The sequence below is a fragment of the Tomitella gaofuii genome (assembly GCF_014126825.1).
GTDB classification, from domain to species: Bacteria; Actinomycetota; Actinomycetes; order Mycobacteriales; family Mycobacteriaceae; genus Tomitella; species Tomitella gaofuii.
The window spans coordinates 2,354,117-2,381,060 of record NZ_CP059900.1; the positions used below are offsets into that span (position 1 = coordinate 2,354,117).

General features: G+C 65.9%; 16 protein-coding genes and 4 pseudogenes. 7 read left to right on the top strand and 13 right to left on the bottom strand.

Annotated features, from left to right (window positions below; genetic code table 11):
* Nucleotides 1–2,328, bottom strand: coding sequence for a preprotein translocase subunit SecA (locus tag H4F70_RS10985; protein ID WP_182357220.1), 2,328 nt, complete (start codon nt 2,326–2,328; stop codon nt 1–3).
* A gap of 224 nt (nt 2,329–2,552) precedes the next feature.
* Here H4F70_RS10985 and brnA point away from each other — a divergent pair, with 224 nt between their 5' ends.
* Nucleotides 2,553–2,789 (top strand): type II toxin-antitoxin system BrnA family antitoxin, encoded by a 237-nt coding sequence (brnA, locus tag H4F70_RS10990; RefSeq protein ID WP_182357221.1) that lies wholly within the window; start codon nt 2,553–2,555, stop codon nt 2,787–2,789.
* Between the two features lie 68 nt (nt 2,790–2,857).
* On the top strand, nt 2,858–4,210 hold the full coding sequence (locus H4F70_RS10995) for an MFS transporter (protein ID WP_235681055.1): 1,353 nt from the start codon (nt 2,858–2,860) through the stop codon (nt 4,208–4,210).
* 175 nt (nt 4,211–4,385) lie between these two features.
* Here H4F70_RS10995 and H4F70_RS11000 read toward each other — a convergent pair.
* Nucleotides 4,386–5,761 (bottom strand): annotated as a pseudogene (locus tag H4F70_RS11000) (IS1380 family transposase).
* Nucleotides 5,762–5,978: 217 nt separating this feature from the next.
* Between H4F70_RS11000 and H4F70_RS11005 the strand changes: the two are divergent.
* A complete protein-coding gene (locus H4F70_RS11005; protein ID WP_182357223.1) occupies nt 5,979–7,019 on the top strand; it encodes a ParA family protein in 1,041 nt (346 codons plus the stop codon).
* Nucleotides 7,016–7,918 carry an SIR2 family protein gene (locus H4F70_RS11010; RefSeq protein WP_182357224.1) on the top strand — a complete coding sequence of 301 codons (903 nt, stop codon included), beginning with the start codon at nt 7,016–7,018 and terminating at the stop codon, nt 7,916–7,918. The genes H4F70_RS11005 and H4F70_RS11010 overlap by 4 nt, the downstream gene beginning before the upstream one ends.
* Before the next feature lie 285 nt (nt 7,919–8,203).
* Here the strand turns inward: H4F70_RS11010 and H4F70_RS11015 are convergent.
* The 7 genes and pseudogenes from H4F70_RS11015 to H4F70_RS11045 all read right to left on the bottom strand — a co-directional run.
* A pseudogene (locus tag H4F70_RS11015) lies at nt 8,204–8,622 on the bottom strand (ATP-binding protein); the annotation flags it as partial.
* A pseudogene (locus tag H4F70_RS11020) lies at nt 8,623–9,296 on the bottom strand (IS1634 family transposase); the annotation flags it as partial. It abuts the pseudogene before it with no gap.
* 121 nt (nt 9,297–9,417) lie between these two features.
* On the bottom strand, nt 9,418–10,164 hold the full coding sequence (locus H4F70_RS11025; protein WP_182357226.1) for an ATP-binding protein: 747 nt from the start codon (nt 10,162–10,164) through the stop codon (nt 9,418–9,420).
* A complete protein-coding gene (gene istA, locus H4F70_RS11030) occupies nt 10,161–11,723 on the bottom strand; it encodes an IS21 family transposase (RefSeq protein ID WP_182357227.1) in 1,563 nt (520 codons plus the stop codon). The genes H4F70_RS11025 and istA overlap by 4 nt, the downstream gene beginning before the upstream one ends.
* Before the next feature lie 226 nt (nt 11,724–11,949).
* A pseudogene (locus H4F70_RS11035) lies at nt 11,950–12,201 on the bottom strand (ATP-binding protein); the annotation flags it as partial.
* 9 nt (nt 12,202–12,210) lie between these two features.
* The gene (locus tag H4F70_RS11040) at nt 12,211–13,245 is read right to left on the bottom strand and encodes an IS30 family transposase (RefSeq protein ID WP_182357228.1); all 1,035 of its coding nucleotides are present in this window, start codon (nt 13,243–13,245) and stop codon (nt 12,211–12,213) included.
* 43 nt (nt 13,246–13,288) lie between these two features.
* On the bottom strand, nt 13,289–13,486 hold the full coding sequence (locus H4F70_RS11045) for a hypothetical protein (RefSeq protein ID WP_182357229.1): 198 nt from the start codon (nt 13,484–13,486) through the stop codon (nt 13,289–13,291).
* 527 nt (nt 13,487–14,013) lie between these two features.
* On the opposite strand from H4F70_RS11045, the gene H4F70_RS11050 reads away from it, so the two are divergent.
* On the top strand, nt 14,014–14,826 hold the full coding sequence (locus H4F70_RS11050) for a hypothetical protein (protein WP_182357230.1): 813 nt from the start codon (nt 14,014–14,016) through the stop codon (nt 14,824–14,826).
* Nucleotides 14,827–15,203: 377 nt separating this feature from the next.
* Here H4F70_RS11050 and H4F70_RS11055 read toward each other — a convergent pair whose 3' ends face one another.
* Complete coding sequence (locus H4F70_RS11055) at nt 15,204–15,740, bottom strand: hypothetical protein (protein ID WP_182357231.1); 537 nt, start codon at nt 15,738–15,740, stop codon at nt 15,204–15,206.
* 178 nt (nt 15,741–15,918) lie between these two features.
* Here H4F70_RS11055 and H4F70_RS11060 point away from each other — a divergent pair, with 178 nt between their 5' ends.
* Together H4F70_RS11060 and H4F70_RS11065 are read left to right on the top strand one after the other, a co-directional pair.
* Complete coding sequence (locus H4F70_RS11060) at nt 15,919–17,259, top strand: IS256 family transposase (protein ID WP_182357232.1); 1,341 nt, start codon at nt 15,919–15,921, stop codon at nt 17,257–17,259.
* A 174-nt stretch (nt 17,260–17,433) separates the two neighbouring features.
* On the top strand, nt 17,434–18,348 hold the full coding sequence (locus tag H4F70_RS11065; RefSeq protein WP_182357233.1) for a PE-PGRS family protein: 915 nt from the start codon (nt 17,434–17,436) through the stop codon (nt 18,346–18,348).
* A gap of 197 nt (nt 18,349–18,545) precedes the next feature.
* Here the strand turns inward: H4F70_RS11065 and H4F70_RS11070 are convergent, their stop codons facing one another.
* Genes H4F70_RS11070 through H4F70_RS11080 form a run of 3 tightly spaced genes read right to left on the bottom strand, consistent with a single transcriptional unit; the run spans nt 18,546 to nt 26,776 of the window.
* On the bottom strand, nt 18,546–19,775 hold the full coding sequence (locus H4F70_RS11070) for a hypothetical protein (protein WP_182357234.1): 1,230 nt from the start codon (nt 19,773–19,775) through the stop codon (nt 18,546–18,548).
* Between the two features lie 3 nt (nt 19,776–19,778).
* Nucleotides 19,779–21,497 carry a DEAD/DEAH box helicase gene (locus H4F70_RS11075; protein WP_235681056.1) on the bottom strand — a complete coding sequence of 573 codons (1,719 nt, stop codon included), beginning with the start codon at nt 21,495–21,497 and terminating at the stop codon, nt 19,779–19,781.
* Entirely contained in the window at nt 21,494–26,776 is a 5,283-nt protein-coding gene (locus H4F70_RS11080; RefSeq protein WP_182357236.1) for an AAA domain-containing protein, read from the bottom strand. Before H4F70_RS11080 ends, H4F70_RS11075 begins: the two co-directional genes overlap by 4 nt.
* Nucleotides 26,777–26,944: the final 168 nt, after the last annotated feature.

Below are 26,944 nucleotides of genomic sequence, written 5' to 3' on the forward strand. Positions count from 1 at the left end.
TCATCTCCCGAACAGCGCGCGGCGCGCCGAAGCGAAGTAGGCGACGGCGCGGTCGGCATCGGACTCGGAGGAGTCGGGGGCGACCAGGTACGTCCATGTCGCGGACGGCCGCCGCAATCCGAGGTCTTCGATGGCGGCGTCGGCGCTGTCGGCGTTGTCGAGCGCGGCCCGGGTCGCGGCGGCCGCCTCCTCGGCCAGTCCCCGGAAGTCCTGCGCGGCCAGGAGCGTGAACTCCTCGAGCGGGTCCTGCCGTCCGAGCCGGCGCAGATGGATCCCTTCGCGAATGTCGACCATGCGGTTCATGTGCCGGGTCCAGATGCGATCGAGCTGATACAAGACCACGTCCGCGGCGAGGCCGCGACGCGACGGCGCGGTCCACTTTCCCACGGCATCGGGGTCGTCCGGCCACACGCCAGCCAGGTGGTCGTCGAGCGCGCCAGGCTCGGTGAGCAGGCGTTCGCGCGTGTGCAGGATGCTTAGGCGCTGGTTATCGGTCACGGTGTGGAAGCTGCGGGTCGTGCGGTGCAACTGCAGGAGGGCGCCTTCCGCGACGCGCTGCGCGTGGGCGTAGAGCCGGTGTGATCGCCGATCACGCACGAGCCCGTCGTCGTCGACCGACCGCGGCCACCGCACCGGAGCGACGTTCTCGGTGACGACGGGGTCTGCCAGGCTGGTGTAGAAGACGGTGCGGCCCGGGTCGCCCTGGCGCCCCGCGCGCCCCTGCAACTGCCGGTCCAGCCGCGGGCTGACGTAGCGCCCCAGCCCCAGCACCAGCAGTCCCCCGGCGTCGGCGGCTCCTGGACCCAACCGGATGTCGACCCCGCGGCCCGCCATCTGGGTGGACACCGTGACCGCGCCCTTGTGTCCGGCCCGGGCGATCGTCTCGGCCTCGTCCGCGTCGTTCTTCGCGTTGAGGACGGCGGTGTGCACGCCTTGGCCGGCCAGCATTGCCGCGAACCGCTCGGAGTCGGCGACGCTGCCGGTGCCGACGAGCACCGGTTGCCCCGCGTCGTGCGCCGCACGCACCCGGGCCGCCGCCGCGGTGTCACGCTGCTCGGCGGACGCGTAGAGCAGGTCCGGCTCGTCAATGCGGATCGACGGGTGATGCATGCCGATCACGCCGGTGTACAGGTCGAGGTCCTCAGCCAGGCGATCGGCCGCCTCCAACGCGGAGCCGCTCATCCCCGTGATGCCCCGATAACCGCGCACCACCGTTTCGACGAGGATCTGGTCGAGCACTTCGGCCTGCGCGGTCACCGCCACGCCTTCCTTGCGTTCGATGGCCGCATGCAGCCCGTCCGGCCAGCGTTGGCGCTGCGCGATCCGCCCGCGCGCGTCGTCGATGAGCCGCACCCGCCCTTCCGCGACGACGTAGTCCACGTCGCGGTGCACCAGGGCCTGTGCGTGCAGCGCCACATACGCGGCGGTGACAAGGTCGATGTTGTCCTCGGAGTACAGATTGTCCACGCCGAGCCGGTCTTCGAGGAACCGGATGCCCGCGTCGGTCAGCGTCGCGCCGGCGCCGCCGGCGTCCACCTCGTAGTCGACTCCCTCGGCCAATGCGGCGACCGCGCCGGCGACCGGAATCTCCGCGGCCGTGTCGGCGCCGCTGCCCGCGATCACCAGCGGGACCACGGCGTCGTCGACGAGGACCGCGTCGATCTCGTCGATAACGACCATGTCCAGGGGCGGCAGCAACCGTTGCGCCTCGACGGTGCGCCGACGGTCGCGCAGCACGTCGAACCCCACCTGGTGCACCGTCGCGTAGACGACATCGCTGCCGTATGCGCGTCGCCGTTCGACGTCGGTCATGTGCTCGGCGACGGCCGTGACGTTGAGATCGAACATCTCGTAAAACCCGGCGCCCGCTGCGGCATCGCGCCCCGCGAGATACTCGTTGGCGGTCAGCACGTGGACACGCCGGCCGGCCAGTGCGAATCCCGCGGCGACGAGGAAACCGACGAGGGTCTTCCCTTCACCGGTCGCCATATCGGCCACACGGCCACGCAACATGCTGACGGCCGCGAGCAGTTGTTCCGGGTACGGCGCGAGGCCGATCCGCCGGCGGGATACCTCACAGGCGACGGCGAGGTACCGGGTCAGAGCGGCATCGTCGTCGGGATCGAGGCCGGCCCGGGCGCGGGCGGCCTCGGACAGTGCGCCGTCCGTGTGCGTCCGCCACGCGGCGGCGCCCTCCACGGCATCGGCGACGAGCGGCTCGAAGCGGCGCAGGTCCGCGGTGCCGGGGTCGTGGCGCAGCCGGCGCACGGCGGCGGCGACGCGCTGTCCCGGCGACGAGGGTGTGCGCAGCGTTTCGGAGGGCCCCATCGCCCCAGTGTGCACGAGCACGGGGGTGGTCAGCGTCGGCGTGCTGGGCGATCGAGGGTCCGCGGCCACGCTCCTGTTCAACAAGCTGCAACGTAGATCGGCGGAGAGACGGATGAAGATGGACACCCCGAATTGCGCGAAGGAGTAATTTCTATACACCGACCACGAAGGCAGGATCCGGCTCCTCTCTGTACGCAGGTCCAGGAAGGAAGAGGTCGCACTCTATGAAGCCTGAAGACTTCGACGCACGGTTCGATGCCGGGCAGGACGTCACCGGGGAGCTCGACGTCGACGCCGCCCGGCGTCCCGGCCGTGACCAACGGCGTGTCAACGTCGACTTCCCCGGATGGATGGTCGACGCTTTGGACCAGGAAGCTGCGCGCCTGGGCGTGACCCGCCAATCGGTGATCAAGATGTGGCTGGCCGAACGCCTCGACAACCTCCACCGTCCCGCCGCGTGACCGCGGCCGCGTGACGCCCGGGGCCTGTATGTGGCCCGAAGAGCGATCCGGTCCGGTAAACAGTGGGAGTGGCCACTCCCATCGAGCAGCTTTCGGCGAAAGAGCGGCGCCAGTCGATGATCATCGCCGCCTTCGGCACGATCGTCGAGTGGTACGACTTCTCGATCTACTTCTACGTCGCCACCATCCTCACGGCCGAGTTCTTCGGCGACGACACCGACTCGATCCTGCTCACCCTCGGCATCGGCGCGGCCGGGTTCTTCTTCCGCCCGCTCGGGGCGATGGTCTTCGGCCACCTCGGCGACCGGGTCGGCCGGCGCCAGGCGCTCGTTGTCTCGGCGGTGCTCATCGCCATCGCCATGTTCGCCACCGCCGCGCTCCCCGGATACGAGACCGTCGGCATCTGGGGCGGGGTGGGCATGGTGCTGCTGCGCTGCCTCGCCGGGTTCTCCGTGGGCGCCGAATACACCGGCACGATGGTGTACCTCATGGAGACCGCGTCCCCCGGCAAGCGCGGGGTCACCACCTCGTGGGCGGCCGCGAACAGCGAGATCGGCTCGCTGCTGGCCGTCGGCCTCGGCGCGCTGTGCGCGCACCTGCTCAGCCCCGAGGCGATGCAGTCCTGGGGCTGGCGCATCCTGTTCGTCGTCGGCGGCGTGCTCGCGGCGATCATGGTGCCGCTGCGCAGCAGGCTCAGCGAAACGCCGACCACACAGCGCCTGCACCAGAACACGCCCACGGATGCGAAGGCGGCGAAGGGTTCGTGGCGCGAGTCCCCGCTCGTGCTGGTGCTGCTCCACCAGCCGCGGGCGGTGCTCGTCGCGTTCCTCATTTCCTCGATCGGAGCGACCAGCTACTTTCTCAACATCACGTACGTGCCGACCTACCTGGCCGAGGAGGCCGATTTCGCCGACGCGGGCGCGCTCGGCCTCGGCACCATCGCCGCCGTCACAGCCATCGTGGTCACTCCCCTGTTCGGGCTGCTGGCAGACCGGATCGGGCGGAAATTCTCGCTGGCGGTCCTCGTCGGCGGACTGGTGGCGACGACCATCCCCGTCTACGCGCTGCTGCACTCCCCCTCCGCGGGGCTGAGCATGTCCGCGGCGGCGTTCCTCGCCGTGCCCGCCGCCGGCTGGAGCGCCGTCGCCGCGTCGACGATCCCCGAGCAGTTCACCGCCATCGGCCGCTTCTCCGGCATGGCCATCGGCTACAACATCGCCACCGTCGCCTTCGGCGGGCTTTCCCCGCTCATCGCCACGGCCCTCATCTCGGCGACGGGGCTCTCCCTCGCGCCCGCGATCTACGCCACGATCATCATCGCCGCCTGCGGCATCCCCGCACTGCTGCTCATGCGCAACCTCGCGCACGCGAAGATCGACGACCTCGACCGCGACGAACTGCTCGTGGGTGCAGAGCCGTGATCAGGCGGGGACCGCGCAACTGTACGCCCTGAGCCCTGATCCACCGGCGTGATTGACGGTGTATTGATTTCGTGGTTTCTGTGCGGCGTTTCGGGTGTGGGCATGCGTGGGCTGCCGGCCGGTGCCGGAATGTCCACTGTGGTTCCTCGTATCGGGCCGCTGGTGCGGCAGGTGTTCAGACTGTGTGGGGCGTCGGTGGTCCGGTAGCGTTGTGCCACAACAGGTTCCATCCCGACATCCACGGCCAGTACGTCGGCAGATGCAGCATCAACCGGCGCCCGGTGCGGGCGATGCGGGCGGGGACACCGATGATGCGGGCCTGGAGCGTCGCCCACCGGGCGGTGGCCATGCCGGCGGCGACGGACGCGGCCCGGGCCAGGTTGAACCCGATCACCGCGATCGCCACCCACGCCGCATTGGCCGTATAGATCCCGGAGGGCAGGTGCGCGAGGGGGCCGTTCTTCAACTCGGCGTGCACCTGCTCGATGATCGCGTGGCCGCGGTGACGCTGGTCGGCGTCGACCACCGACAGCGTGCTGTTGGTGATGAACGCGTGGTGCCGGTAGGCGGCGAACAACTCGCCCTGCCCGGCGTGGTCCGCGGCCCGTGGCTGGAGGCGTTTGACGCGGCGCACCACCAGCCGGCAATCGACGTGGTCGGCCTTGCGGCGTGAGGTGAACGCGGTGAAGTCGACTTCGGCGACCTCGGCATCGGAGATCCAGCGGTGCTCGTCATCGTCCCAGACGGCGTGCGGGTAGGCGATCGGTGTCCACGCCTGCTCGTCGATACTGGCGATCGCGCTGGTGACCGCCGGATTCATAGGGGTAGTGATCGAGAACCACCCGCCGCGGCGCGCGGCGGCCGCGGTGAAATCGCGGCGGTAGTAGGCCGAGTCGGCGCGCACCAGGATCTGCCCGGCGGCCCCGGCCCGCCTCGAGGCGCTGATCGCGTCGGCGAGCATCCCGGCCGACCCGGACGCCGAGGCGGTGTTGCCTTTGCGTAGCCGGGCTGCGGTGATCACGGGCGCGGACACCGGCGTCGAGGTGACCGCGATCTGCATGTTCAACCCGCGTACACCGGTGTAGCCGAATCCGGCGGCCTGCTTGGCGTAGCCGTGGACCTGGTGCACGGAATCGTCGACGTCGAGGAACGCGAGCGCCTCGGAATCGTCATGCCCGCCGATCAGGCCCGGCACCCGGTCGGCGAGCCGGGCGAGCAGGCGCGTGCCGGCCGCGTCGAGTTGGCGGACATGCCCATGGGTGAACAAACGCAGGAACGTGCCCAGGGTCGACGGAGCGCGGACACCGGTGAACAGGGCGGGCATGCCGCCGTGACACAGCAGGTCCATGTCGTCGATGCTGTCGGCGCCGGCGAGCATCCCCGACAGCAAGCAGGTGGTCTTGGCCGCCGCGTTCGGGCTCTCAACGGTCAGCCGGCCGAGCAGCTCGGAAAGACCCGCCGACTCGGCCAACTGCAGGACCGGGACCACCCGGCGGCCGACACGAGATTGCAGTCGTCGAAAACCGGGTGGATCGTGTGAGAAGCTTTCACCTACGAGGTGCCCTCTCCGTGCTGGTGGGTGTGGATGTCGCAATCAACATCTTCCCAGCACAGAAGGGCACCTCGTCCTCATGACACGCCCGAACCGACCATCACCACCGGTGGATCAGGGCTGAGACCCCACTGTCACCTATCAGTGCAGCAGTCCCATACGATACATTAAGATAACAACTTAAACCGCACTCTAGACAATCAGAACGGAGGCACTGTGGCCGGGCGCAACAAGGCATTGACATTCATGAATAATAAGGGAGGAGTCGGCAAGACAACCCTCGCATGCAACCTAGCATACGATCTTGCATTTCGACAGAACAAGCAAGTCCTCGTCATTGATTTAGATCCCCAATGCAATGCTACGCAGCTTTTACTCGAAGAGGATGTCTGGTCCAGGATACTGAGCAACAATGCGGCCCATAATGACCGTCAATCAATATTGTATGCACTGAGCGAAATTCGGCGCGGAGATAGTGGAGTGAAATCTGATATTACACCAGTCTGGTCCAAGCGCTTCGGCGTCAACGTTTTAACTGGACACCCTGCCTTAGCCCTAGTTGAAGACACCCTTAGCTCCTCTTGGTCCGATCTTCTCGCCGGTGACCTTGGCGGAGCGAGAAGAACAAACTGGCTCACGGTACTTCTTGCCGACATGAACCGAGAATTCGATTACGCAATCATTGATGTTGGCCCAAGCCTCGGCGCGCTAAACAGAAGCGTAATTATCGGTAGTGACTATGTATTGACCCCAACGGCTGCTGACTTATTTAGCCTAAACGCCCTGGAGAACATTTCTGAATGGATTCAGCATTGGGGTCTCCGTTTTCAGGATGCCATGAGGCGGGTGGCTGCTGGATATCCGGATGAACCGTCGATTCCTACCCAGTCAGCCGATATGCTCAACGCTTCCTACATCGGGTTTACAATACAACAGTACGTTACGAAATCCAGCGCCGATGGGAAGCGCCGCGGTGTAAAGAGTTACGATTATTACCGTAATCAAATCCCCTCAAAAGCACAGAAATTGGCGGTAGCGCTGCGCCCCACTCATGAAGGCGCTGTCAATGATCTGGGGACCGTCCCTCACATGTTCTCGATGGTCCCACTTGCCCAGGGACGTCATGCACCGATTGCATCCCTCACCAAAGAGGATGGCTTGCGTGGCGCACAGATTGGGCAGCAGGCCAACTATCGAAAGCAGTTGGAAGAAATCGGAGATCGTCTCTTTGCACTACTCTCGAGCGTAGATTCATGAACCGTAAATCAATAGTATGGCCCAGGATACTAATAGATTCCTTAACCCGAGGCGAATGTGTCATATTCGTCGGAGCAGGCTTCACGAAAAATGCAGTCTCGCCTAAACCCGGATTAGTCCCGGTTTCCTGGTCAGAACTACTTTCCGCCCTCCTTGATGAAGTCGCACCACAAGATTCACATGGAACCAGAGAGCCTGCCGGGAAGGCGATAGAAAGCCAAATCGGCAGCGGAGATCTTCTATGGGCCGCACAGGCGCTGGAATACCTGTTCCAAGAGGCGGGGCGGAGTGCAGATTTCAGAGAGGTTATCGCAGCCGCAGTTGACGGCACAGGCTCCACGAGATTCCAACCCGGCCGCCCGCACCAAGCACTCTTGAGCCTCGACGCTCGAATTATCGTCACCACAAACTACGACAAGGTGCTGGAGAGGCTCTTTAGCGACGGTTACACATACCTTACCTACAAGAGCGACAACATTGCGGAGTCGATTCGCACTGGACGTTCTATTGTACTGAAACTCCACGGATCCACTGACGACCCAAAAGGAATGGTACTGACTAGGCTAGATTTCTCGATACTGAGAAGAAATGGAGAGCAGGCACTGAAAGTGCTGGAGGCTCTTACCTTAACAAGAACTGTTCTGTTCCTTGGCTACGGGCTCGATGATCCGGATCTGCATCTGATCATGGAAAATCAAATGCGTGCCGCCGGGTCTGCCCCGGGGCACTACCTTTTGACTTCGGACCTAGAAATTTCGAAGGCGAAGCGTAACGTATTAGAACAAGCCTTTGGCGTCCACGTTATCCGCTACCAGTCGGGCCCCTCGGAGGGTTTTGTAACGGCAGTTGAAGATTTGGCGGTTCAGGTGGAAAGCTCGCGCATGGAGACGCACTCCTAGAGCCTCGATCTTTTTTAGGCTGACGTGCACGCCAGATATATTCCGGATGCGAGGTTTCAGCAGACGACTGGCTCCCAGACGCCAACCAACTGTCCGACGCGGTCGGGTAGCGCCGGAGTCCACGGTCCTAGTGGGGTGCGTTGATAGTATCTTTTCGGTGGTCATGCTGCGATAATCAGTGCATGCGCGAGAATGACAACCTCATTTGGCCCCGGTGTGCTGTTCTGATTTGGCCCCACCCTGGACACGGTTGATGGTCGGGTTGGCGTGGCCGTGGGGGCCTGGTCAGGCGGGGCGGGTCTCCTTCCTCGGCCCCTGGTGGCCGGTGGTGTGCGCGGTGCTCGTGGCCAGCCGGTAGGAATCGGTGCCGATGGCGATGATGTGCGCGTTGAACGTGAGCCGGTCGACCACCGCCGCCGCGAGACGCGGGTCGGTGAACGTCGCCCCCACTCGGAGAACGGCGCATTCGACGCGCAGGCGATCGAGGCGCGTTCCTCCCGGGCCGTGATCACCTGGAACAACAACTCGGCCCCGCGAGGGTCGACATGCACGTAGCCCACCTCATCGAGGCAGAGCAGGTCCAGGCGGGCGTAGCGGCCGACGACACGCGAGAGCTGCCGCGTATCGGCGGCTTCCGCCAGCTCGTTGACCAGGGCCGCGGTGGTGATGTAGCGGACCCGGCGGCCCTCCTGAGTTGCACAGGTTTAGTGCCCTGGCGAGTCGGCCGGGATCTGGAGTTTGTGCAAGATCTCGGCGGCCTCGGGGCAGATCGGATCGGCCGCGGTGTGTTCGTGGCCCGCGATCATCACGGTGATCTCCTGCAGGGGCCGCAGCACCTGCACGAGCTGCCGTATCGACACGCCGGCGTGGTCCTGCAGGTAGCAGGAGACCGCCAACGCGGTAACACGATCGTCAAGTGCACCTCGATCGCGTCGCGGGTGCGGTGGAAGATCGGCCGCGCCCGCAGGTCGGCCTTCGACATGCGGAACGACTGCTCCACATGCCACAGGTCGTGGTACTTGCGGATCACCTCGCCCGGATCCATTAGCCCCACAGGAACATTCGTCACATATCTTTTGAGTCCGGCCAGGTCGCGGGCGCGTTGCAGACTCGCCGCGTCCAGGCTCTTCGCGTCGCCTTGGGCTTTGACGAACCGCACCTGCTTGCCCGCCCGTTTCCCGTCGACGACTTCCCTGGCCCGGGCCTCTTGGGCATTGAGGGTCTGATCGTCACGCAGTGCCCGTTTCCGGCGGTATTGCCAGATCGCCCGCCACGCCTTCTCGTCGGCCGGATCCCACACCGGCTCCGCTTTCTTCTTCACGTCGTTGACGACGGTGCGTGTTAGGGACGCATTTCGGGTATCGGGGTTCTGATGGTCGGGTAGCTGAGTATTCGTAGTTGTGGGGGCCACGTGATCGTGCCTTTGGGGGCCACCGATCGTGCCGACGGGGGCCAGGAGCCGTCGCAGCGGGGGCCACTGGCTCCCCGTCGGCATCAGATCACTGGGCCGACGCCACGTGCTCTCGCATGTTCTGCGAGCCCGTATCGATCCAGACGGTGTTGTGCACGATGCGGTCCATGATCGCGTCCGCGTGTACGCCACCACCGAGCCGCGCGTGCCAGTCCTTCTTCGCGTACTGGGTGCAGAACACCGCCCCGCCGGGGTCGTAGCGGCGCTCGAGCAGCTCCAGCAGCATCGAACGCATCGCCTCGTCGGGATGGTCGAGCAGCCACTCATCGATCACCAGCAGCGCGAATGCCGAGTATTTGCGCAGGAACTTCGTCTGCCCCTGCGGCTTGTCCTTCGCCAGCACCCACGCCTCCTCGAGGTCGGGCATCCGGATGTAGTGCGCACGCAGCCGGTGCTGACAAGCCTGTTTCGCCAGCGCGCAGCCGAGATACGACTTGCCCGAGCCGGTGAACCCCTGGAAGACCACGTTCTGCTGCCGCGCGATGAACGAACAGGTCGCCAACTGCGCGAGCACGTTCCGGTCGAGTCCACGCTGCTCGACCAGATCCAGCCGGCGCAGGTCCGCACCGGGGTAACGCAGCCCCGCCCGGCGGATCAGGCCCTCGACCTTGCTGTGGTTGAACGCGCTGTGCGCCTCGTCCACGACCAGCTGGAACCGGTCGGCGAACGACATGCCCAGCACGTGCGCCTCGTCCTGGGCATCGAGCGCGTCGAGCAGCGTGGCCGCGCCCATCTCACGCAGTTTGCGCTTGGTCTCGATATCGATCGCGGTCATCGGGCCCCTCCGGCGTAGTAGTCGGCGCCGCGGACGAACCCGCCGTCTTCTGCCGGCTCCTCGCGGGGCGGACGCAGCGTGGCGGTCTTGTCCTGCCCGGTGGCCAGGATCGGTTGCAAGTGTGCGTAGCGCGGCGAGCGGATCCGGCCCGTCAGGGCGAGCGCGCAGGCCGCCTCGACCCGGTCGGCGGAGTACCGGCGCGACAGCCGCAGCACTGCCAGCGCCGGATCCAAGCCCTGCTCTACGATCGGCACGGACTCGAAGATCCGCGCGGTCACGATCACCGCGGCGGGGCCGATCCGCTGCGCCCAGGCCCGCACCCGCTCGGAGTCCCAGGCCTGGAAACGGCCGCCCGCGGGCAGGTCCGCGTCGTTGGTGCGGTACTCGTTAGCCGCCGACTCCGGCAACAGCAGGTGACTGGTCAGCCGCTGGTGGCCCTGGTAGATCTCGAGGGTGCGGGCGGTGATCCGCAGATCGACCACGGCGCCGATGTGCGCGAACGGCGCCGAGTAGAAATTCCGGGCGAACGCGACGTGCCCGTTGCGGGCCACCCGCCGGCCATAGAACCACTGGGAGACCTCGTAGGCGACCGCAGGCAACGCCGTCAGCAGCGGCTTTTCCTCCGCGACGAACACGCTGGCGCGCGAGCCGGGCCGCTTCTGGAACGGCTCGGCGTTGTAGGCGTCCATCCGCTCACTGACAGCTGCAGCAAGCTCGGGCAGGCTCGTGAACTGCCGGTCCCGCAGCCCGGCGATCACCCAGGTCGCCACATGTCCGACGGTGTTTTCCACGCTGGCTTTGTCTTTCGGCTTTCGCACTCGGCCCGGCAGTACCGCCGCCGAATAGTGCGCCGCCATCTCCCGATACGCGTCGTTGAGGACGATCTCGCCCTCGCGCGGGTGCTTGAGCACGCCGGTCTTGAGGTTGTCCGGCACGATCCGGGGCACCGACCCGCCCAGTGCCTCGAACATTGCCACGTGCGCGAGCAGCCAGGTCTCCTGACGCATGTCCAGCGCCGGGAAGCAGAATGCGTACCGGGAAAACGGCAGGCAGCCCACGAACAGATACACCGTCCGCCGTGCGCCGGTGATCGGGTCGGCCAGTTCCATCGTGGGCCCGGACCAGTCGACCTCGACGCTCTGCGCGGCCTTGTGCCCGACCCGCGAGGCAGCGCCGGTGACCAGCACGTGGCGCTGGTAGGTGCGACAGAACCGGTCATAGCCCATCGCGGGCGCCCCGGCGGCTGCGGTGGCATCAAGGTACTCGCCGTGCAACAGCTTCAGCGTCACCCCGACACGGGCCAGCTCCCGGTGGACACGCTCCCAGTCGGGCTGGGCGAACACGCTCTCGTGCTCGCCGCGGCCCGGGAACAGCCGCGAGTACACCTGCTCGTCGGCGAGCTCGGCGACTTCGTCCCAGCCGATCCCCGCCGCATCCGCTGCCTCGAACACGTCCTTGACGGACTTGCGGGACATGCCCTGCGAGGACGCGATCGCCCGTCCCGACAGGCCCTCGGCGCGCAGCTGGAGCGCCAGCTTCGCTCTGATCTTCCGTACCATTCCTGATTGCTCCTTCCGCCGCGTGCCCTATACACACGGCGGAAGGAGCGTAGGCAAGCAGGCCCCCAACGACACCATCACCGGCCCCCACCGGCGCCACCACTACGACAACGGCCCGGCCCCCGAACCCACGATCACCGGACCCCAGCAAAGCGAATATTCAGTAGCAGCCGGACGGGTATCGGGTAGCGGTGTTTCCGGTTCCCGTCCGGCTGCCGATGGGGGACTACCGGGCCTCGGCCAGGTGGCGCCTCATGTTCGGCCCGTCGAGGGAGACCAGCTCGGCGTTCGCGACGATCCGGTTGAGGATCGATTCGGCGATGACCGCGTCTTGGAGGGACTTGTACCAGTCAGGCGGATCGAACTGGGAAGTCACCAGAGTAGAGCCGCGCCCGTCTCGGGCGGCCAGGATGTTGAGCAGCTCGGCCGCGGTGTGTCCGGAGACCGGTGTGGTCAGGAAGTCATCGAGGACCAGCAGGTGGCGGTGTCAACTCGTGGAAGCAACAGACTCGGTCAGTAGGTTCGTGAACACTTCCCGTGGGGTCAGAAACCCGAGCACGGCGCGTGGCCGGTCGTTGAGCTCGTCGGCGATCGCGTTCAGGTAGGGCTGGTGGTCGGTGATCTCGGTGCCCTTGGGCAGGTACTCGCGGATCAAGCCGTTCTTGTTCTCGTTGGTGCCCCGCTCCCACGGCGAGTGCGGGTGCGCGAAGTAGACCGGCAGGTCCGTGGCCGTGGTCAATGCGGCGTGCCGGGCCATCTCGGTGCCCTGGTCCCAGGTGAGCGCGCCGAGGATGTGTTTCGGCATGTCGCTGACGGTGTCGATGAGCACATCCGCGAGCCCATCGGCGCTTTTACCTGCGGGAAGGCCGCAGATCATGGTGAATCTGCTGGTGCGCTCGACCAGCGTGGCCGCGGCGGTCTTGCCGGCCTTGCCGACGATCAGATCCCCTTCCCACGAACCAGGAACCCGCCGGTCTGCGGCCTGCTCGGGCCGGGCGTCGATGGACACCATGCCGACGATCCGCCCACCCGTTCGCTCGCCGAGCGCCTTACGTGGCTTGCGTCGGGTCCGTTTGGAGCGCAACAGGATTCCCGACTTCGCCAGCTCACCCTTCGGGAGGGCGTAGATCCACCGGTAGATCGCTTCGTGGCTGACGGTTCGCCCGTCGGCATCGGGTGAGTGCACCATGGTGTCCACGCTGGCGTCCGTGGCCTCGAGACGCAACCGGCCGGCGATCTGCCGGGGCGTGCGCGACCTGCGCAGATCGACCCGGATCCGTTCTTCGAGCACGGGGTCCGAGTCGATCTTGCGGACCTGAGGGCGGCTGCGGCGTTTCTCCGCTTCGCAGTCAGCGTGCACGGGCTTGTAGCCACAGGTCTTGGTCGCGTTGCGCTTGCGTTCGCGCCAGACGACAGTGTGGTCGCGGCCGATGGCTGCGGCGATCTCCCGATCGGTCTGCCCGGTATCGATGCCCGCCGCAATCCGCGACCGGTCGCCCATCGTCAACTGCCGCCGCACCATCCGCCCAGCTCCTCGCCCCGTCGCCTACGTTGTTGCTACGACGCTATGACACCGCCAGGTCTTTCGGCCGGGTGATTGCGGTGCCGTTACGGGAAGTCGACGCCACCCCGCAGTCCGGGCAGACGCGCGCACCGTCGTCGTCGGTGACCACGTCGACGATTCTGGTGCCATCGTCGAGATGATGAACGTCGATGACCCGCAGCCCCGGTAGCCCGAACAGCGTTGTCGTAGCATCGTCCATGCCCTTGGCCCTCCTGGGATCCGATTGCTTCGCAACAACCAGATTTCAGGAGGCCAGGGGCTTCGGCATGTCAGACACGCCGAACGGCATCAGGCCAGGACGGCCCGCTCAACCTCGAAGAGCCACGAAGGCTAGGGATGGTCGGTCGAGGGTGGGGCCATTTCAGGCCAGCACTACCAGGTCAGGTGGGGCCACTTCAGACTGTCACACTCAATGGATAGACCACACCGACGAATCCTGACACGAGCGACTGCCTGCCGCGTAATATCTGAGCTACCCAACGCAGAACATCCGAAAGTATGGACAAATTGCCGATTAAACGAACCACTTCGTCAAGTATCCGTCGGTACGCCGCAATAATTCGGAAGAAGCTATTTAAATACAAGGTTCGACAGATCTGCAGGATGAAACCTTACCCGGAGGCGATTAATATGCTCAATAGCTCATCACTAGACACTCGCCGCACAGAGCTACGATCGGCAGCCCTCGCCATTCTTGCTATCCTTCTTACAGCGTCAATCACCTTCGTGATCAATTCGTATTCCTCTAACAAAAATGCAGTCCAAGCCGACAAAGCGGTCAGCGAAGCTCGACATAAGGAAGATTCTACTGGCATGCCAGCCGAAGTTCAATTCATAGCGCCTGATCGCGGGCCGACAAATCCATGGCCAGGCTGGGTATCTGCAGATAAACTCCAGGTCCCGTCAGGGTCGCCTTCCAATTATATTCCATCACACGGCACAGTGATCCATGTCGGTCGTCCCACGATGTTTACCAAAGGTGGCGTCACGTACCGCGATTATGCACAACTGGGTATCACCTTCGACTTAAAGGGCGTGACAAACTATCCGGTTAAACTCACTTCCCTTGAGGCGGTGGTAATGTCACAAACACCAGCCCCAGACGGGACTGTATACTGCGTATACCCTCAAGGTTCCAGCCTAAGGGGGGATATCGTTTTCGATCTCAGCGTAGGCGCCGACCATAACGCATTCTCGACAGAATATGGCACTGATATGCTCGATAGATACCTCGACAATCACGTGGTTACGATCGATCGATCGGAGTATATTGGTTTCAATGCAATTGCATTTACCCCTCCGGACACGGACACCACATTTCTTATCCGGGCATGCTTCGACACGATGAAATGCGTGAATGTAGACGACAATGGCGTCCCGTTCCGCCTCGTGTCTTACCCAACAGCGACTGACAATGCGTTTGTAACTGCATATCCGCAAGGTTCCGGCATCGACGCTATGGGTATTTATCCGTGCAGATATCCGAGCGAATGCGCATCTAGCATGAATTCCATTATTCGCAATCCCGTTCCCAACTGAGATTCATCGGGCCGCTGACGAAGTCGTGGGTTAGTGAGGCCCTGGATGGAGCGCGGGGCGGAATCTCCGATAGGTTCTGGACTGTCGAACCTGGGCGGTATCAATTCGTGGAAGCAACAGACCCGGTCAGTAGCTGAACCGTCCTGGTCCGGTCGGAGACCTGGATTAGGCCACCTCGGGTGTCGCGGCGACGTTTTGACGGTAGCGCTCCTCATGCTCGGTCGGCGAGGTGTAGGCGATCGCGGAGTGCAGACGCTTCTCTTGGGGTCATGGGTACCGGTCGTGGCCGTGCTGGTGCGTGTGTGCAGGTCAGAGTGGGTGAAGTGAGGGTCTGACGTGTACGACTGGTGTGGTGCACGTTCGTCGGGGACCGCTGTTCAGGTCGTGGTGTTCAGGCGGGTCATCAGTTCGCGGTTCGCGGCGAGGTCCTGGTCTCGTTCTGCGAGCTGTAGCCGCAGGTCGAGGGTCTGCTGTTCGAGCTGGACGATGCGCTGTTGGAGCTCGTCGACGTCTTGTGGCGCGCCGAGTCCGGTTTCCTGCCAGAGGCGTTCGCCGAGTGCCTCGGATAGGCGCCGCTCGAGTCGTTGGATGTGGCTGGTCAACCGGGTCGCGCGTTCGTGAGCGGCGAGCAGGTCGGCCTGCAGCGATGCGCGGCTGACTGTGGGCTGCGCCGGTTGGCTGTCTGGTCGGGCTTGTTCGGCGCGCACTTGCGCGAGCAGGTCGCGGTGCCGGTAGAGGAATGTCCGGTCGACGCCGGCACTGGTGGCGATGCCAGCGACGCTGATCTCTCTCCCAGCGGCGTGTGCTTGGGACAAGGCGGCTAGGACGCGGTCGCGGCGTCGGGTGGTGTCGGCGCGTCGGCCCGCGATCGCGGCTGCGGTGCGCCGGTCCGGTGCCGGGTCGGCCGGGGTCATGAGTTCTCCGTGCGGATGTCGGGTAGTGGCTGCCGGATGCGGGGCATGCCCAGGGCGACCGCGCGGTGACGCCGCACCGTGGTCACGGCATGTTCGATGGGCGTGTCAGATGGTCTGTGTAAGTGGTCAGGTCTGACCCCGAAGGGACCCTCCTGTGACCGTGCAAGACGATGAAGCCGTGGACCAGACACGCCAGCAGCGCCGTGACCGTCAGAACGAGCTCGCCGACCGGCTCGCCGCCTCGGGCGCCCTCGACGAGATCTTCACCCGCATCGACGCCGGCGAATCCCTCACCGGCGAAACAGGCCTGCTGAACGCGATGATGAAGTCCGCCCTCGAACGCGGCCTGAACGCGGAGCTGACCGGACACCTCGGATACGAGGCCGGCGACCCGGACGCCTCGGCGTTCCCGAACTCGCGCAACGGATCCCACGCCAAGACGGTGGCCACCGAGATCGGCGACGTCGAGTTGCGCGTGCCGCGGGACCGGGACGGCACGTTCACCCCGATGCTCGTGCGCAAGGGGCAGCGCCGCCTCGACGGACTCGACGCGATGATCATCTCGCTCTACGCGGGCGGCATGACGATCCGCGATATTCAACATCACCTGGCCACCACGGTCGGCACCGAACTGTCGCACGAGACGATCTCGAAGGTCACCGAGGAGGTGGCCGACGAGGTCGCCCGCTGGCAGCAGCGCCCTCTCGATTCGCTGTACCCGGTGATCTACCTCGACGCGATCATCGTCAAGGTCCGCGACGGCGCCCACGTGCGCAACAAGGCCGCCCACATCGCCGTCGGCGTCGACATGGACGGGGTCAAGCACGTCCTGGGCATCTGGATCCAGCAGACCGAGGGCGCGAAGTTCTGGGCCGGGGTGTGCGCCGAGCTGCGCAACCGTGGGGTCGCTGACGTGCTCATCGTCTGCTGCGACGGGCTGACCGGCTTCGCCGACGCGGTCGGCGCCACCTGGCCGCAGGCGACCGTGCAGACCTGCGTGGTGCACCTGATCCGCGCCTCGATGCGGTTCGTGTCCTACAAGGACCGCAAGGCCGTCGCCGCCGTGCTCAAGCACGTCTACCAGGCGTCGACCGCCGACGCGGCCACCGAAGCCCTCGACCGGCTGGCGGACTCCGAGCTCGGCCACCGCTATCCGAGCACGGTCAAGACGTTCCGCGACGCGTGGGAACGGTTCGTCCCGTTCCTGGCGTTCCCGCCGGAGTTGCGCAGGGTCATCTACACCACGAACAGCATCGAATCGTTGAACTACCAGCTCCGCAAGGTCACCAAGAACCGCGGACACTTCCCCAACGACCAGGCGGTGATGAAGCTGCTCTGGCTCGCGATCGCGAACATCGAGGACAAGCGGGCCCGTCAGCGGGCAAAGGAACGCGGCCTGCCCTCGGCCGAACGACGGGCCCCAGGACGCCTCGTCGAAGGCGCCGTCACCACGAACTGGAAACGTGCCCTCGCCCAGCTTTCCCTGATCTATCCCGAACGCATCAACCAGCACCTCTAACTCGAACACCTGAACGACTTACACAAACATCTTGACAGGCTCTCCGTCCTCGGGCCGCGGGGATCACGTTAGTGGATGAGGCCGGGTGACGAGAACGACGACACCGCGTCCGCGCGAGGGCACGGCGCGATCCGATCGCCCCACTGCGCACCCGCCGTCTGGTGTAATCCCCGAATGGCCACTGTCGACCCCCACTACATCGCGGCATCGCTGCCCGCGTGCATGACAGCCATCGCACGGCACACCCCCGAGCCCGTCCGTGAACATTGGTGCGACGTCGACGGCGTGCGCTACCCGGCCAAACAGGCCTATCAGGTCCTCACGGGACTCCCCCGCTCCCAGTTCACGTCGCACCAAGCACTTCGCCAGCTCAGGTCGGTCGGATTCATCGCCAGCGAATACCGCCGCCGTGCCCCCGAGCAGAACCACGGCGACAGCGCACCGAGCGCCTTCACGATCCTGTCGGGGTATCTCGCCGAACACGCGCTGACCGACCAGATCGGCGACGCGGAGGAGGCGCTTCTCGGCGCTGACGCGGAATCGACCAGGCAGATCGTCGAGGACTACCGGTTCAGCGAGGATCTCCTCGACGCCGCGCTCGAAGTCCGCACTCAGGTGGGACGCCTCAACGCCGTCATCCACGCCACCTGCATCGCCCGCGTACTGCCGCTCATCCTCGAGCCGGGCGAGACGATCTCCGCACGTCCTTCGCTGGCTGCAGGGAATGACCCGGGCCGGCCGTTCGATCTGGAGACCGACCGCCGGGTCGCCGAGTTCAAGATCTCCCAGTGGAAGGGCGCCGACGCGATGCGCAAGCGCGCAGCCTTTAAGGACCTGGTCCATCTTGCCCTCGACGAGTCCGGGCGTCGCCCCGAGCTCTACATCGTCGGCCCCGCGCCCGAGCGATTCCTGTCCGCCTCCGCTACTACAGCGGAATGGGCGCTCAACCGCGCGGGACCACGGATCAGGCAGCGGTTCCGCGAAGCCTATGGAGACCCGGCGGAGATGACCGTCGCGGATTTCCGGCGAGGGCCCGCGGCGCACGTCGCCATCGTCGACATGTCGTCACTGCTGCCGTCGCTGGCGTGACCGCGTCTGGACTGCCGCCCACGGGAGCTGACGCAGGTGACGGCAGCGTGGTTGTACGAAATCCGGGGCGATTCATTTTCCTGGAAACGGACGTCACCAAGGCCCGTGCCCAGGGGCCACCACAGACAAAATCTCATTGCAGATCAGGGCCAGGCAGAACTGCCTGACGTCGGCCCGGGCGGCGTGCCCGCCGTCTCTCAGCGCTTCGCGCGGCCTGTGCAATCCTCCAACGGCGTCATAGACCTATCGTGAACGCGCCACAGCGCCCAGCCGTCGCCGGGAGTCGGAGTTCCCGGTGCGATCCGCTCGATCACCGCCGCTGCCGCAGCCGTCGGGTCGGAGAACACGTACCCTTTCAGCTCACCTTTCGAGATGCGCACTCCACCGGTCGCGGGATCGAACACGGCGATGGTGCGGAAGCCGTCGTGGTCCAGAAAGACCCGCAACTGGTCCCCCACCGCCGCGCTTGCAGGCATCCCGACAGGTTGTGCCGAAGTGGGTCCCGACGACTCCGCCCTCGCCTTGACCGGTGACGGCGATGCGTGCGCCGACCGTGGCAGTTGCCTTGCAGTCGGTTTCGCGACGCGCCTGGTGGGCTTCGACGCGTTCGCAGCGGCGGCCTCGCGCGGCGGCTCCCACTTCAGTGTGTCCTTCAGCCGGCGGTAGCGCTTGTGTGTCAGCAACTTCCTGAGGCCGACGTCGAGCTCCGCATCCGAAGTCGATCGCCTCCGAGGGTCCTTCTGCGCTTTCTCGTAGCGCCGGACAAGCTTCCGGAGGGGATCGTGCCCTGTGGCCTTGTACGCGCGAGACCCGCCGATGGCTACGGTCGTAGTTCCGACGGTTTTCCAGGTGATGTCTCCGTCTGCGGTGCAGAGCTCGATGTTCCTCTCCAGTTCCGCCCTGTCCCCCGGGTCGGAGAGGTGCTCTGAGGCCAGGATGGCCTGTACGATCTCGTCCTTGGTCGCGATCAACTCTCGTGCACCGAGCGCCATACGCAGGGCGGCCTCGATCCGCCCTTCCTTCCAGACAGCACGTTCCTCAGGCTCTCGCACATCGAGCTCGCCCACTAGACGTATCGATCCGGAGAATTGCTCGCGCTCCATGAGCTCGTTGATGAGAATGTCCTCATCATCACGCTCGAACAGCACCGCATCCATCGGCGCCGGAGAGGCACTATCGTCCGGCTCGGTTCCCTCGACCACGATCCGCACGAGGACGTGCTCGTCGCCGTCGACAACCGCGGCGGTCACTTCGGTCACATTGGCGAGACGCGCACGCCGCGGTGGACCGTGCCCGCCTGCTCCCGCATCGACGAGCCACTCACGCGCAATCCAGACGTGTTCGTCGTCGAGGATGATCTGGCCGTCGACCCCCCAGAACCACTGGACATCCTCCCCAGCGCTTTCCGTACGCGAGTGCCTGCCCACCGGTCACACCCCGCTCCCGCACAACGCCGCCAGCACCGGCGCAGTATCCGGCCCGCCCAGCCTGGTCAATGCCGTCGATTCATGCCACTGTACGTCGATCTCTCCGACGCGCAGGCGTTTTGCCACATCCATGGCCGACAGCGCTGTCCGTCCACCGACCCCGAACCGAAGCGCCATGATGCTCGCCTGGAGCGGTTCCAGCACGGACAAGCAGGCGAGCACCGTGTCCGCAGTCGCCACCTCACCGCTCGCCGCAGCTCGCGCGAACATTCCGGCCACGTCCACGGGCTCTTCCTCCGCACGCTCGGGAGGCGCCGGCGACGCGGGTTCCCCGGCGGGACCCCGGATGCTCTCGGTCGTACTTCCCTTAGTGCGTCCCGATCCGCCGCCCGTGACCGCGGACGTCTCCTCGAGCTTCAGCCACTCGGCGAGGCGGGGCCCGGCTTCCTCCGCGGTGCACGTCACGATGTCGTCGGCGATCGCCATCAGCTCGCTAAGGAACACTTCGTGCGCTCCGCCCTCCGGGTCCTCCGTGCTGCCGCGCATGTACATGACCACGAAAGATGCGTGCCGCCCGTCCGCCTTGGGCCGGATGATGCGCCCCATGCGCTGGATCATCTGCCGCTTCGACTTGCTGCCCGCAAGAATGATCCCCACATCGGCCTCGGGGACGTCCACGCCCTCATCGAGCACCCGCGGGGCGACGAGCGTGGACAGCACGCCGTTCTTGAACGCATCGAGCAGCTCCGCACGCTCTCTGCGCTTCAGGTCGCTGGTGTACGGCGCCGCATTGACGTTCGCGTCCGTGAGGACGCCCGCCGCCGCATACGCCGACTCCTTGGTCTCGGAGAAGACGATGGTGCGGCCCGCCGCCGCAAGGACCTCTCCGATCGGTTCCAGCGCGTCGAGCTTGCCTTCGGAGTTGGCGAGCACGGCCCTGCGACGGCTGAAAGCATTGAGGTACTTGCGCGCCGACCACGTCGCTTGCTCTGCGCCGCCGTCCTTGAACTCCTGCACGTCCTGCATGAACGAACCGAACGGCTCCGCCCGGCACCCGAACTGCGTAATGAGCTTGTGCCGTTCGGCCCGCGCCACTTCATCCCACTCGGAGTACTCCTCCTGCTCGTGCGCAAGGAAATCGACGCTGACGAGCATCACTCGCACAGGTGCGAGGATCCCGTCCTGCCGTCCCCGTCGATAGTCGCAGCCGGGGATGACGTCCTCGAAGTACGGCCGCAGGTGCATCGCGACGCCCTCGTCCGGCCGCTCGAAGGTCGCGGTGAGCCCGAGGCGTTCGGTATAGGCGTCGTCAAGCACAGCTGCGAATCCGCCGGCACCATACCGGTGCACCTCGTCCGCGATGACGAGGGTCTCGCCGGCGGGCCGCCGGAACGTCGGGGTGATCGCCGAGTTCACGATCGTTACCAGCACCTGCACCTGGGGGAAGGCGTCGTGGTGCCCCGCACCCCGTCGACCCACCGGGACCCCCGGAAGCGCCCTGCGGAACGCGTCGTGCCACTGCTCGAGAAGGTCCACACTCGGGACCACCACCAGCACCTTCAGACCGCGGCCCACGGCGTCCGCCGCGGCGGCGATCCCTAGCGTCGTCTTGCCGGTTCCGGTCACTGCCTCGATCACCGCACGCCGGCCGGCAACCTCCCATTTGCTCAACGCATCCCGCTGCCATGCACGCAGCTCGATCCCTTGCAGCAATGCGCTCATGCCCTCACCCACTCGAAGCCGGTGTCACTGTTCTTGGGCACCAATGCACGTTCGCCGACCAGTGTGCCCAGCACTTCATACAGATTCCCCTGCCCCATACGGGTGATGGTCTTCGCCCGCGCCATCGTGAGCGGCGCGATGTCCGCGGCCGTGAGCAAGAGCTCCCGTGCTGTCGCTGCGTCCGCCGGCGGCAGCGACGCGATCAGACGAGCAGGGTCGGGGATTTCCGGATCGACAGGCTCTTCCGGGGCGCCCGGGTGCTCGTCTCGTTCGGGCGCATCCACGGCGGATTCGGCTTCCGCCGGGCCGTCGAGCCGCTCGTCGTCACGCCGGTCGAGTTCTCCGGAGCGGAACAGCTTCTCGAGGATCTCCGTCGCGAGTCCGACATCGATGCCGATCCACCGGCAGATCTGCCGCGGCGTCACGTCCCCGGACTGTGCCAGGCGCAGAACCCGCTCCTCCAAGGCGGCGTCACTGAAAGGCAGGTCCGCAGGTTCGACTATCTCCCAGCCGCCGGACGACTCCGGCCCCGCGGAAGCCTCCGGGGGGATCGCAGGCTCGGCGACCGGGTCGTTCTCCGGGCCCGGAAGCACACCGGACGGGGCCTCCGGCTCCGGCGATTGCTCAGGGCCGGGCGCACTGTCGGACTCTTCGTCGGCGCGCGCAAGCGCATCCCACTCAGTTGGCTCCCCCGACGGCTCGGCCAGCGTTGCCGCATCTTCCAGATCTGCAGCGTCGTCCAGCGTCGTTGACTCGACCGACGAAAGCTCCTCGGCACGTTCCGGAACATCGTGGTCACGTGCACTCGCACCGTGCGGCGTGCTGGTCTCGGCGTCCGGTGCCATCGGGCGGATGCCGAGGGCTTCGAGCCGGGACCGCAAGGCGCCGAGCACGGCGGCCGGGTCGATGACGTAGGCGAATTCACTGACGTGGAAGAGTTGCCACCCGCACCGGATCAGCTCGCGTTGCAGCGCGAGTTCGTTCGCGTAGTTCGCTCGACCAGACCAGGTGTCGTCGGCGCACACGACGCCGAGACGTGACCGCGCGCCCTCCACGACCAGCGACAAGGTGTATCCGAGCGCGTCGACCTCCGGCGTCACCACGAAGCCGTCATCGACGAGCGAACGGTAGATCTCCTGCACGAACAGCGCCCGGAACGGGTCGACGAGCTCGTCGCCGGGCACCTCGAGCCGCCGATCCGAAGTTTCCTCGACGCCTTCCGCGGTCCGGTAGCTGTATTCGAGCAGGCGCCGGCGCATGTCGTCGGGGTGGGTGAGCGCATCGCGGGAGACCGAATGGAACACCCACATCTGATCCTTCGCCCGCGATGCGGCGACGTTGTACCGCTGGACGTACTCCTCCCTGGTCAGCGCCGTGATGCGCCGACCGACGCCGGGCGCCGCGACCATAGACAGGAACATGACGTCGCGTTCGGAGCCTTGGAAGTCTGGTGCGTCGCCGCACCGAAGGTCGCGCCGCGTCCATTCCTCCGGCGCCACGTCCTCCAAGAGCAGCTTTTCGATGACCTTGGCCTGCGCCGTGCCCTGCAGCGAGATAACTCCCATAGACATGCCGTCGTAACGCGGGTCCTCGATGCACTCCACCACTGTCCGCGCGATCGCCTCGGCTTCGGCCCGGTTGACCTTGTTCGTCGTGCCCCGGGTGACGCCGTCCGGTACGTGCACGGGCACCACCGGCGGCAGCCGGTCCTGCCCGTACTGCCGCACCGGCACCAGCGACACCCCGTGCGGCGCGTAGGCGATCTCGTTGGAGAACCCGATGATCTCGGGCATGCACCGGCGGTGCTCAGTGAGCGTGATCCTTTTGCCGAAGAGCATGTTCGCCTCGTCGAACAGGCTCATGGTGGGCGTCTGCCAGGTGCTTCGGTACCGGTTGTTCGGGATGTACTGTCCGGCCAGATCGCGCAGCTGCTGCTGATTAGTACCCACGGCCGACGGCGAGACTTGCCGATCATCACCGATGACGACGATCTTCGGAGCAAGGTACTGGAGGAACACCGACTCGAGCCCTGCCTGGGACGCCTCGTCCACCATCACCACATCGAACATGTCGGGTTCGATGCGTAACTGCTCGCTGATCCGGTAGATCGGCATGATCCACACCGGCACGGCGGGACGACACCGGTCCATGGTCCGCCGGATGTCCGCTCGCATCTGGGGCGCATAGGTTCCGGTGCCCTTGCCCAGCTTGCGGACGAGCGTCACATACTCGGACAGGTCCGCACGCGCCGTGCCCGTCAGACGCTCGGGGGACACGGCGTGCCGCCACGCCCTCTCGGCCGCCACGACCTCCACCGCGCGCCGGATCTTGTCGTCGAGCCGGTTCACCTTGGCCTGCATAGCGTTGACGTCGGCCGCCTCACGTGAGGAGATCCATGAGGCGGTGGCGCCCCAGCGCCACGCCTCCGGCAGGGCCGCCAGACGCTCGTCCCACACAGGATCGTGCGACGACGCGGCCACCGCCTCAGCAAGGTCGTGCGCCGCCTCGTCGAACCTCGACCGCAGCAGGTCCCGTCGGCCTGCCCGTCCGCGCGCGTCGTGCAGGTGTCGCAGCCGAGCGTGTTCCTCGGCGTAGGCGCGGGCATCGCGCTCCTCCACTGCCTCGAGCATCGCGTCGACGCACCGCCACTCGTCCGCGTCGGCACCTGATTCGACGACCGAACGCTGGTCGACCCGGGCAGCGAACTCTTCGATCGCCTCGATCGCAGAGGCGACCTCCTCGTCCGCCTCCACTGCCTCGACCATCCGCGCGTACCCGCGAACAGCATCGAGGTCGCTCCACTCGGGGCCGCGAATGCCCCACTGCATCAGGCGCGCGTTCTCCGCGGCCAGCAGCCTCCCCAGGTCGAGCACCTGCTCCATCTGCGAAGCCTCGGTCACGTGCCACTGCAGCCGCTCCTGCAGCGTGTCCTCCTCAGGGATACTCACCGCCGCCGGCCAGCCCTTGTCCAGCGCGTCGAGCGTTGCCTCGGCGTCCGACTGCACCAGGAACAAGCGCAGCTGCTCCCGCGTCGTCGGCGGCAGCGAGTCCACCCGGACCTCGTCGAAGAGCCGCTGCGACTCCTTGATGACCTTCGAGGTGAACCTGCGGATCTTTGGTGACCCGTCGGCGGTCGTCTTGATCTCATTACCCGCGGCGAGATGCGCTTCAAGCGCGTTCGCGGCGGCGATGAGCGGGCCGCGGTCCGTCCCCGTCACGGTCACCTCGTGCAGCAGGCCCAACTCGTCGACCATCCCCTGACACCGGGTGATCAGCGCGTCGATATTCTTCGCCCGGGATTCCCAAATGCTCGCCCGCCCGGAGAGGACGTCGGCAACTGCCTCGCCGATCCAGGATTCCTGCTTGCGGCTCATCGCGTCGATGCGGTTGGCCGCTGCGTCCATGCGATCAAGCAAGAGCCGACGGTCCGCATCGACGAGTTCGCGCACTGCGGCGGCCGTCGGGTCGCTCAGGGCGTCCGCCATGTCCGCGCGCCGATCCACCGCGTCTGTTTCGCGTCGACACAGTTCGATGAGTTCATCCGGCACGGGAAGCGATTCGATGTCGGCGATCGCGGGCGCGGCGCCGACGGCTCCTACTTCCAGTTCGGGATCGCGCAAGTACTCCAGCCACTCCACCGCTTCCGTGCCGGTGAGCGGCGCCTCCGCGTGGACTGGCATCGGCCCGTACTCGGCGATCCACCCGAGTTCCGGGCGTTCCACATCCAGCGCACGTGCGATCTGCGCGTAGGTTCCGTCGTAGCCGCCGCGTTGACGCGCACGGACCTCGCGCTTGCGGGCGTCCACCAGGCCGGCCTGCACCTGGTTCCGTTGCTTCCCCAGACTCTCGATCTCTTCGAGCGCCCTGTCGATCACCCGTGCCGAGGCGGCCTCGTCGTACTCCGACGCGCGCATGGAAATACCGTCGACCGCCAGCTTGAGGTCGGACATCGCCCCGCGATCGCGCCCCACGACGGCCACACTGAGCGGCTTGATCGCGTCGGGGAGCTTCTGCCGGACCTCCTCGAGCGCGCGGTCGGTCTGCGCGGTCACGAGGACACGCTTGCCCTGGGCGAGCAGGTGCGACAGCAGCGCCGCCGCCGTATGAGTCTTGCCGGTTCCCGGCGGCCCCTGCACCAGCGTCTGCGGACGATCGTCGACGTTGCTGACGACGGCGAGCTGCCTCTCGTTGACGGGAAGCGGAAGGAAAGTCTCATCGCCCACACGGACCAGGGCGCCCGGGGTGTCGTCAGGCTCCGAGGAGCGGGACGCGTCGGGGTCGATGAGCGGCACGATGCCGGAGGGGACCGTGCCGGAATCCCGCACCTGCCCCGCGATCTCGTGGAATATGTCGACCAGGCCCTGCTTGCTGCGCTTCCGGAAGACCAGTGCCGGAGCGAAGGCGATCTGTGCGTACCGTGCAGCGGCAGGCGCATCGTCAGTGTCGCGGTAGGTGCCCGAGGTGTCGATGTTGTTCACGATCCGGCGGCACAGCTCACCCACCGCCGACGGATCCAGCAGACTCCCGCCGAAGTCCCGCACGCTCTCACGCAACTGGTGGATCGCCGACGAATTCTGCACCACCCCCGGGTCGAGCATGTCCATCTCGAACGACACCGCGTCGACGCTTTCCGACTGCTGCACCCGAAGACAACCAGCAACATCGTCATAGTCCACCGACGCGGAGACAGTGAGCATGTGACGGCGCACCACGGGGTGGTCTTCCGGCTGCCACGCCAACAGGCCCACCGCGAGGCACAGTTCGAACTCCTGCGCCCTCGTCGCGGCGGTGCGTCCCAGCGCGAACACGTCCTTGAACAACTCGCGGGCGGGCCGGTCGTGCCGTTCGCCTTCGGCCCACGAGTGCCACGTCTGGAGCCACGCGTCGAACTCCTCCGCGACCTCGGGGAAGTCTTCGAGCGAGGCCGTCTCGACGGTATTGTCCGCCGTCTCCGGCTGCTCACCGTGCGCGAGGCGGGCGGGAATCCTCGTGCGGAGACGGGGAGCCGAGTCAGGGTCGTCGCACGCGGTCTCGAGCCACCTCGACACCGTCTCCGGCGGGGCGGGGGCCTCCGACTGTGGAACGCGTTCAATGGTGAGAAACGGTTGCTCCGCGGCGTCGTTGTGTTCGACGTCGACGCCGCTTCGGACCACGGCGGGGTGGTCGGGGAGTTTGTCGAACCATAGGACCGTCTGTCCGTCGCCTGAGTAGGAGTCCACGGAACGCACCGACTGTGTTTTCAGTTCCTGAACGCGACGAAGGTAGTCGAACAGGTTCACCGCCCGATCCGCACGGTCGTGTACCGTGTTCGCCCTGTTGACAGCCTCCGCACGCGGCTCGACCACGTCACCCACCCTTCTGTGTCCGGTTTGCCACATCGTAGGGATGCGCCCCGACACGTTTACTCCCGGCCATGGCGTTGAACGGCCCCGTCGACGTGATAGCGG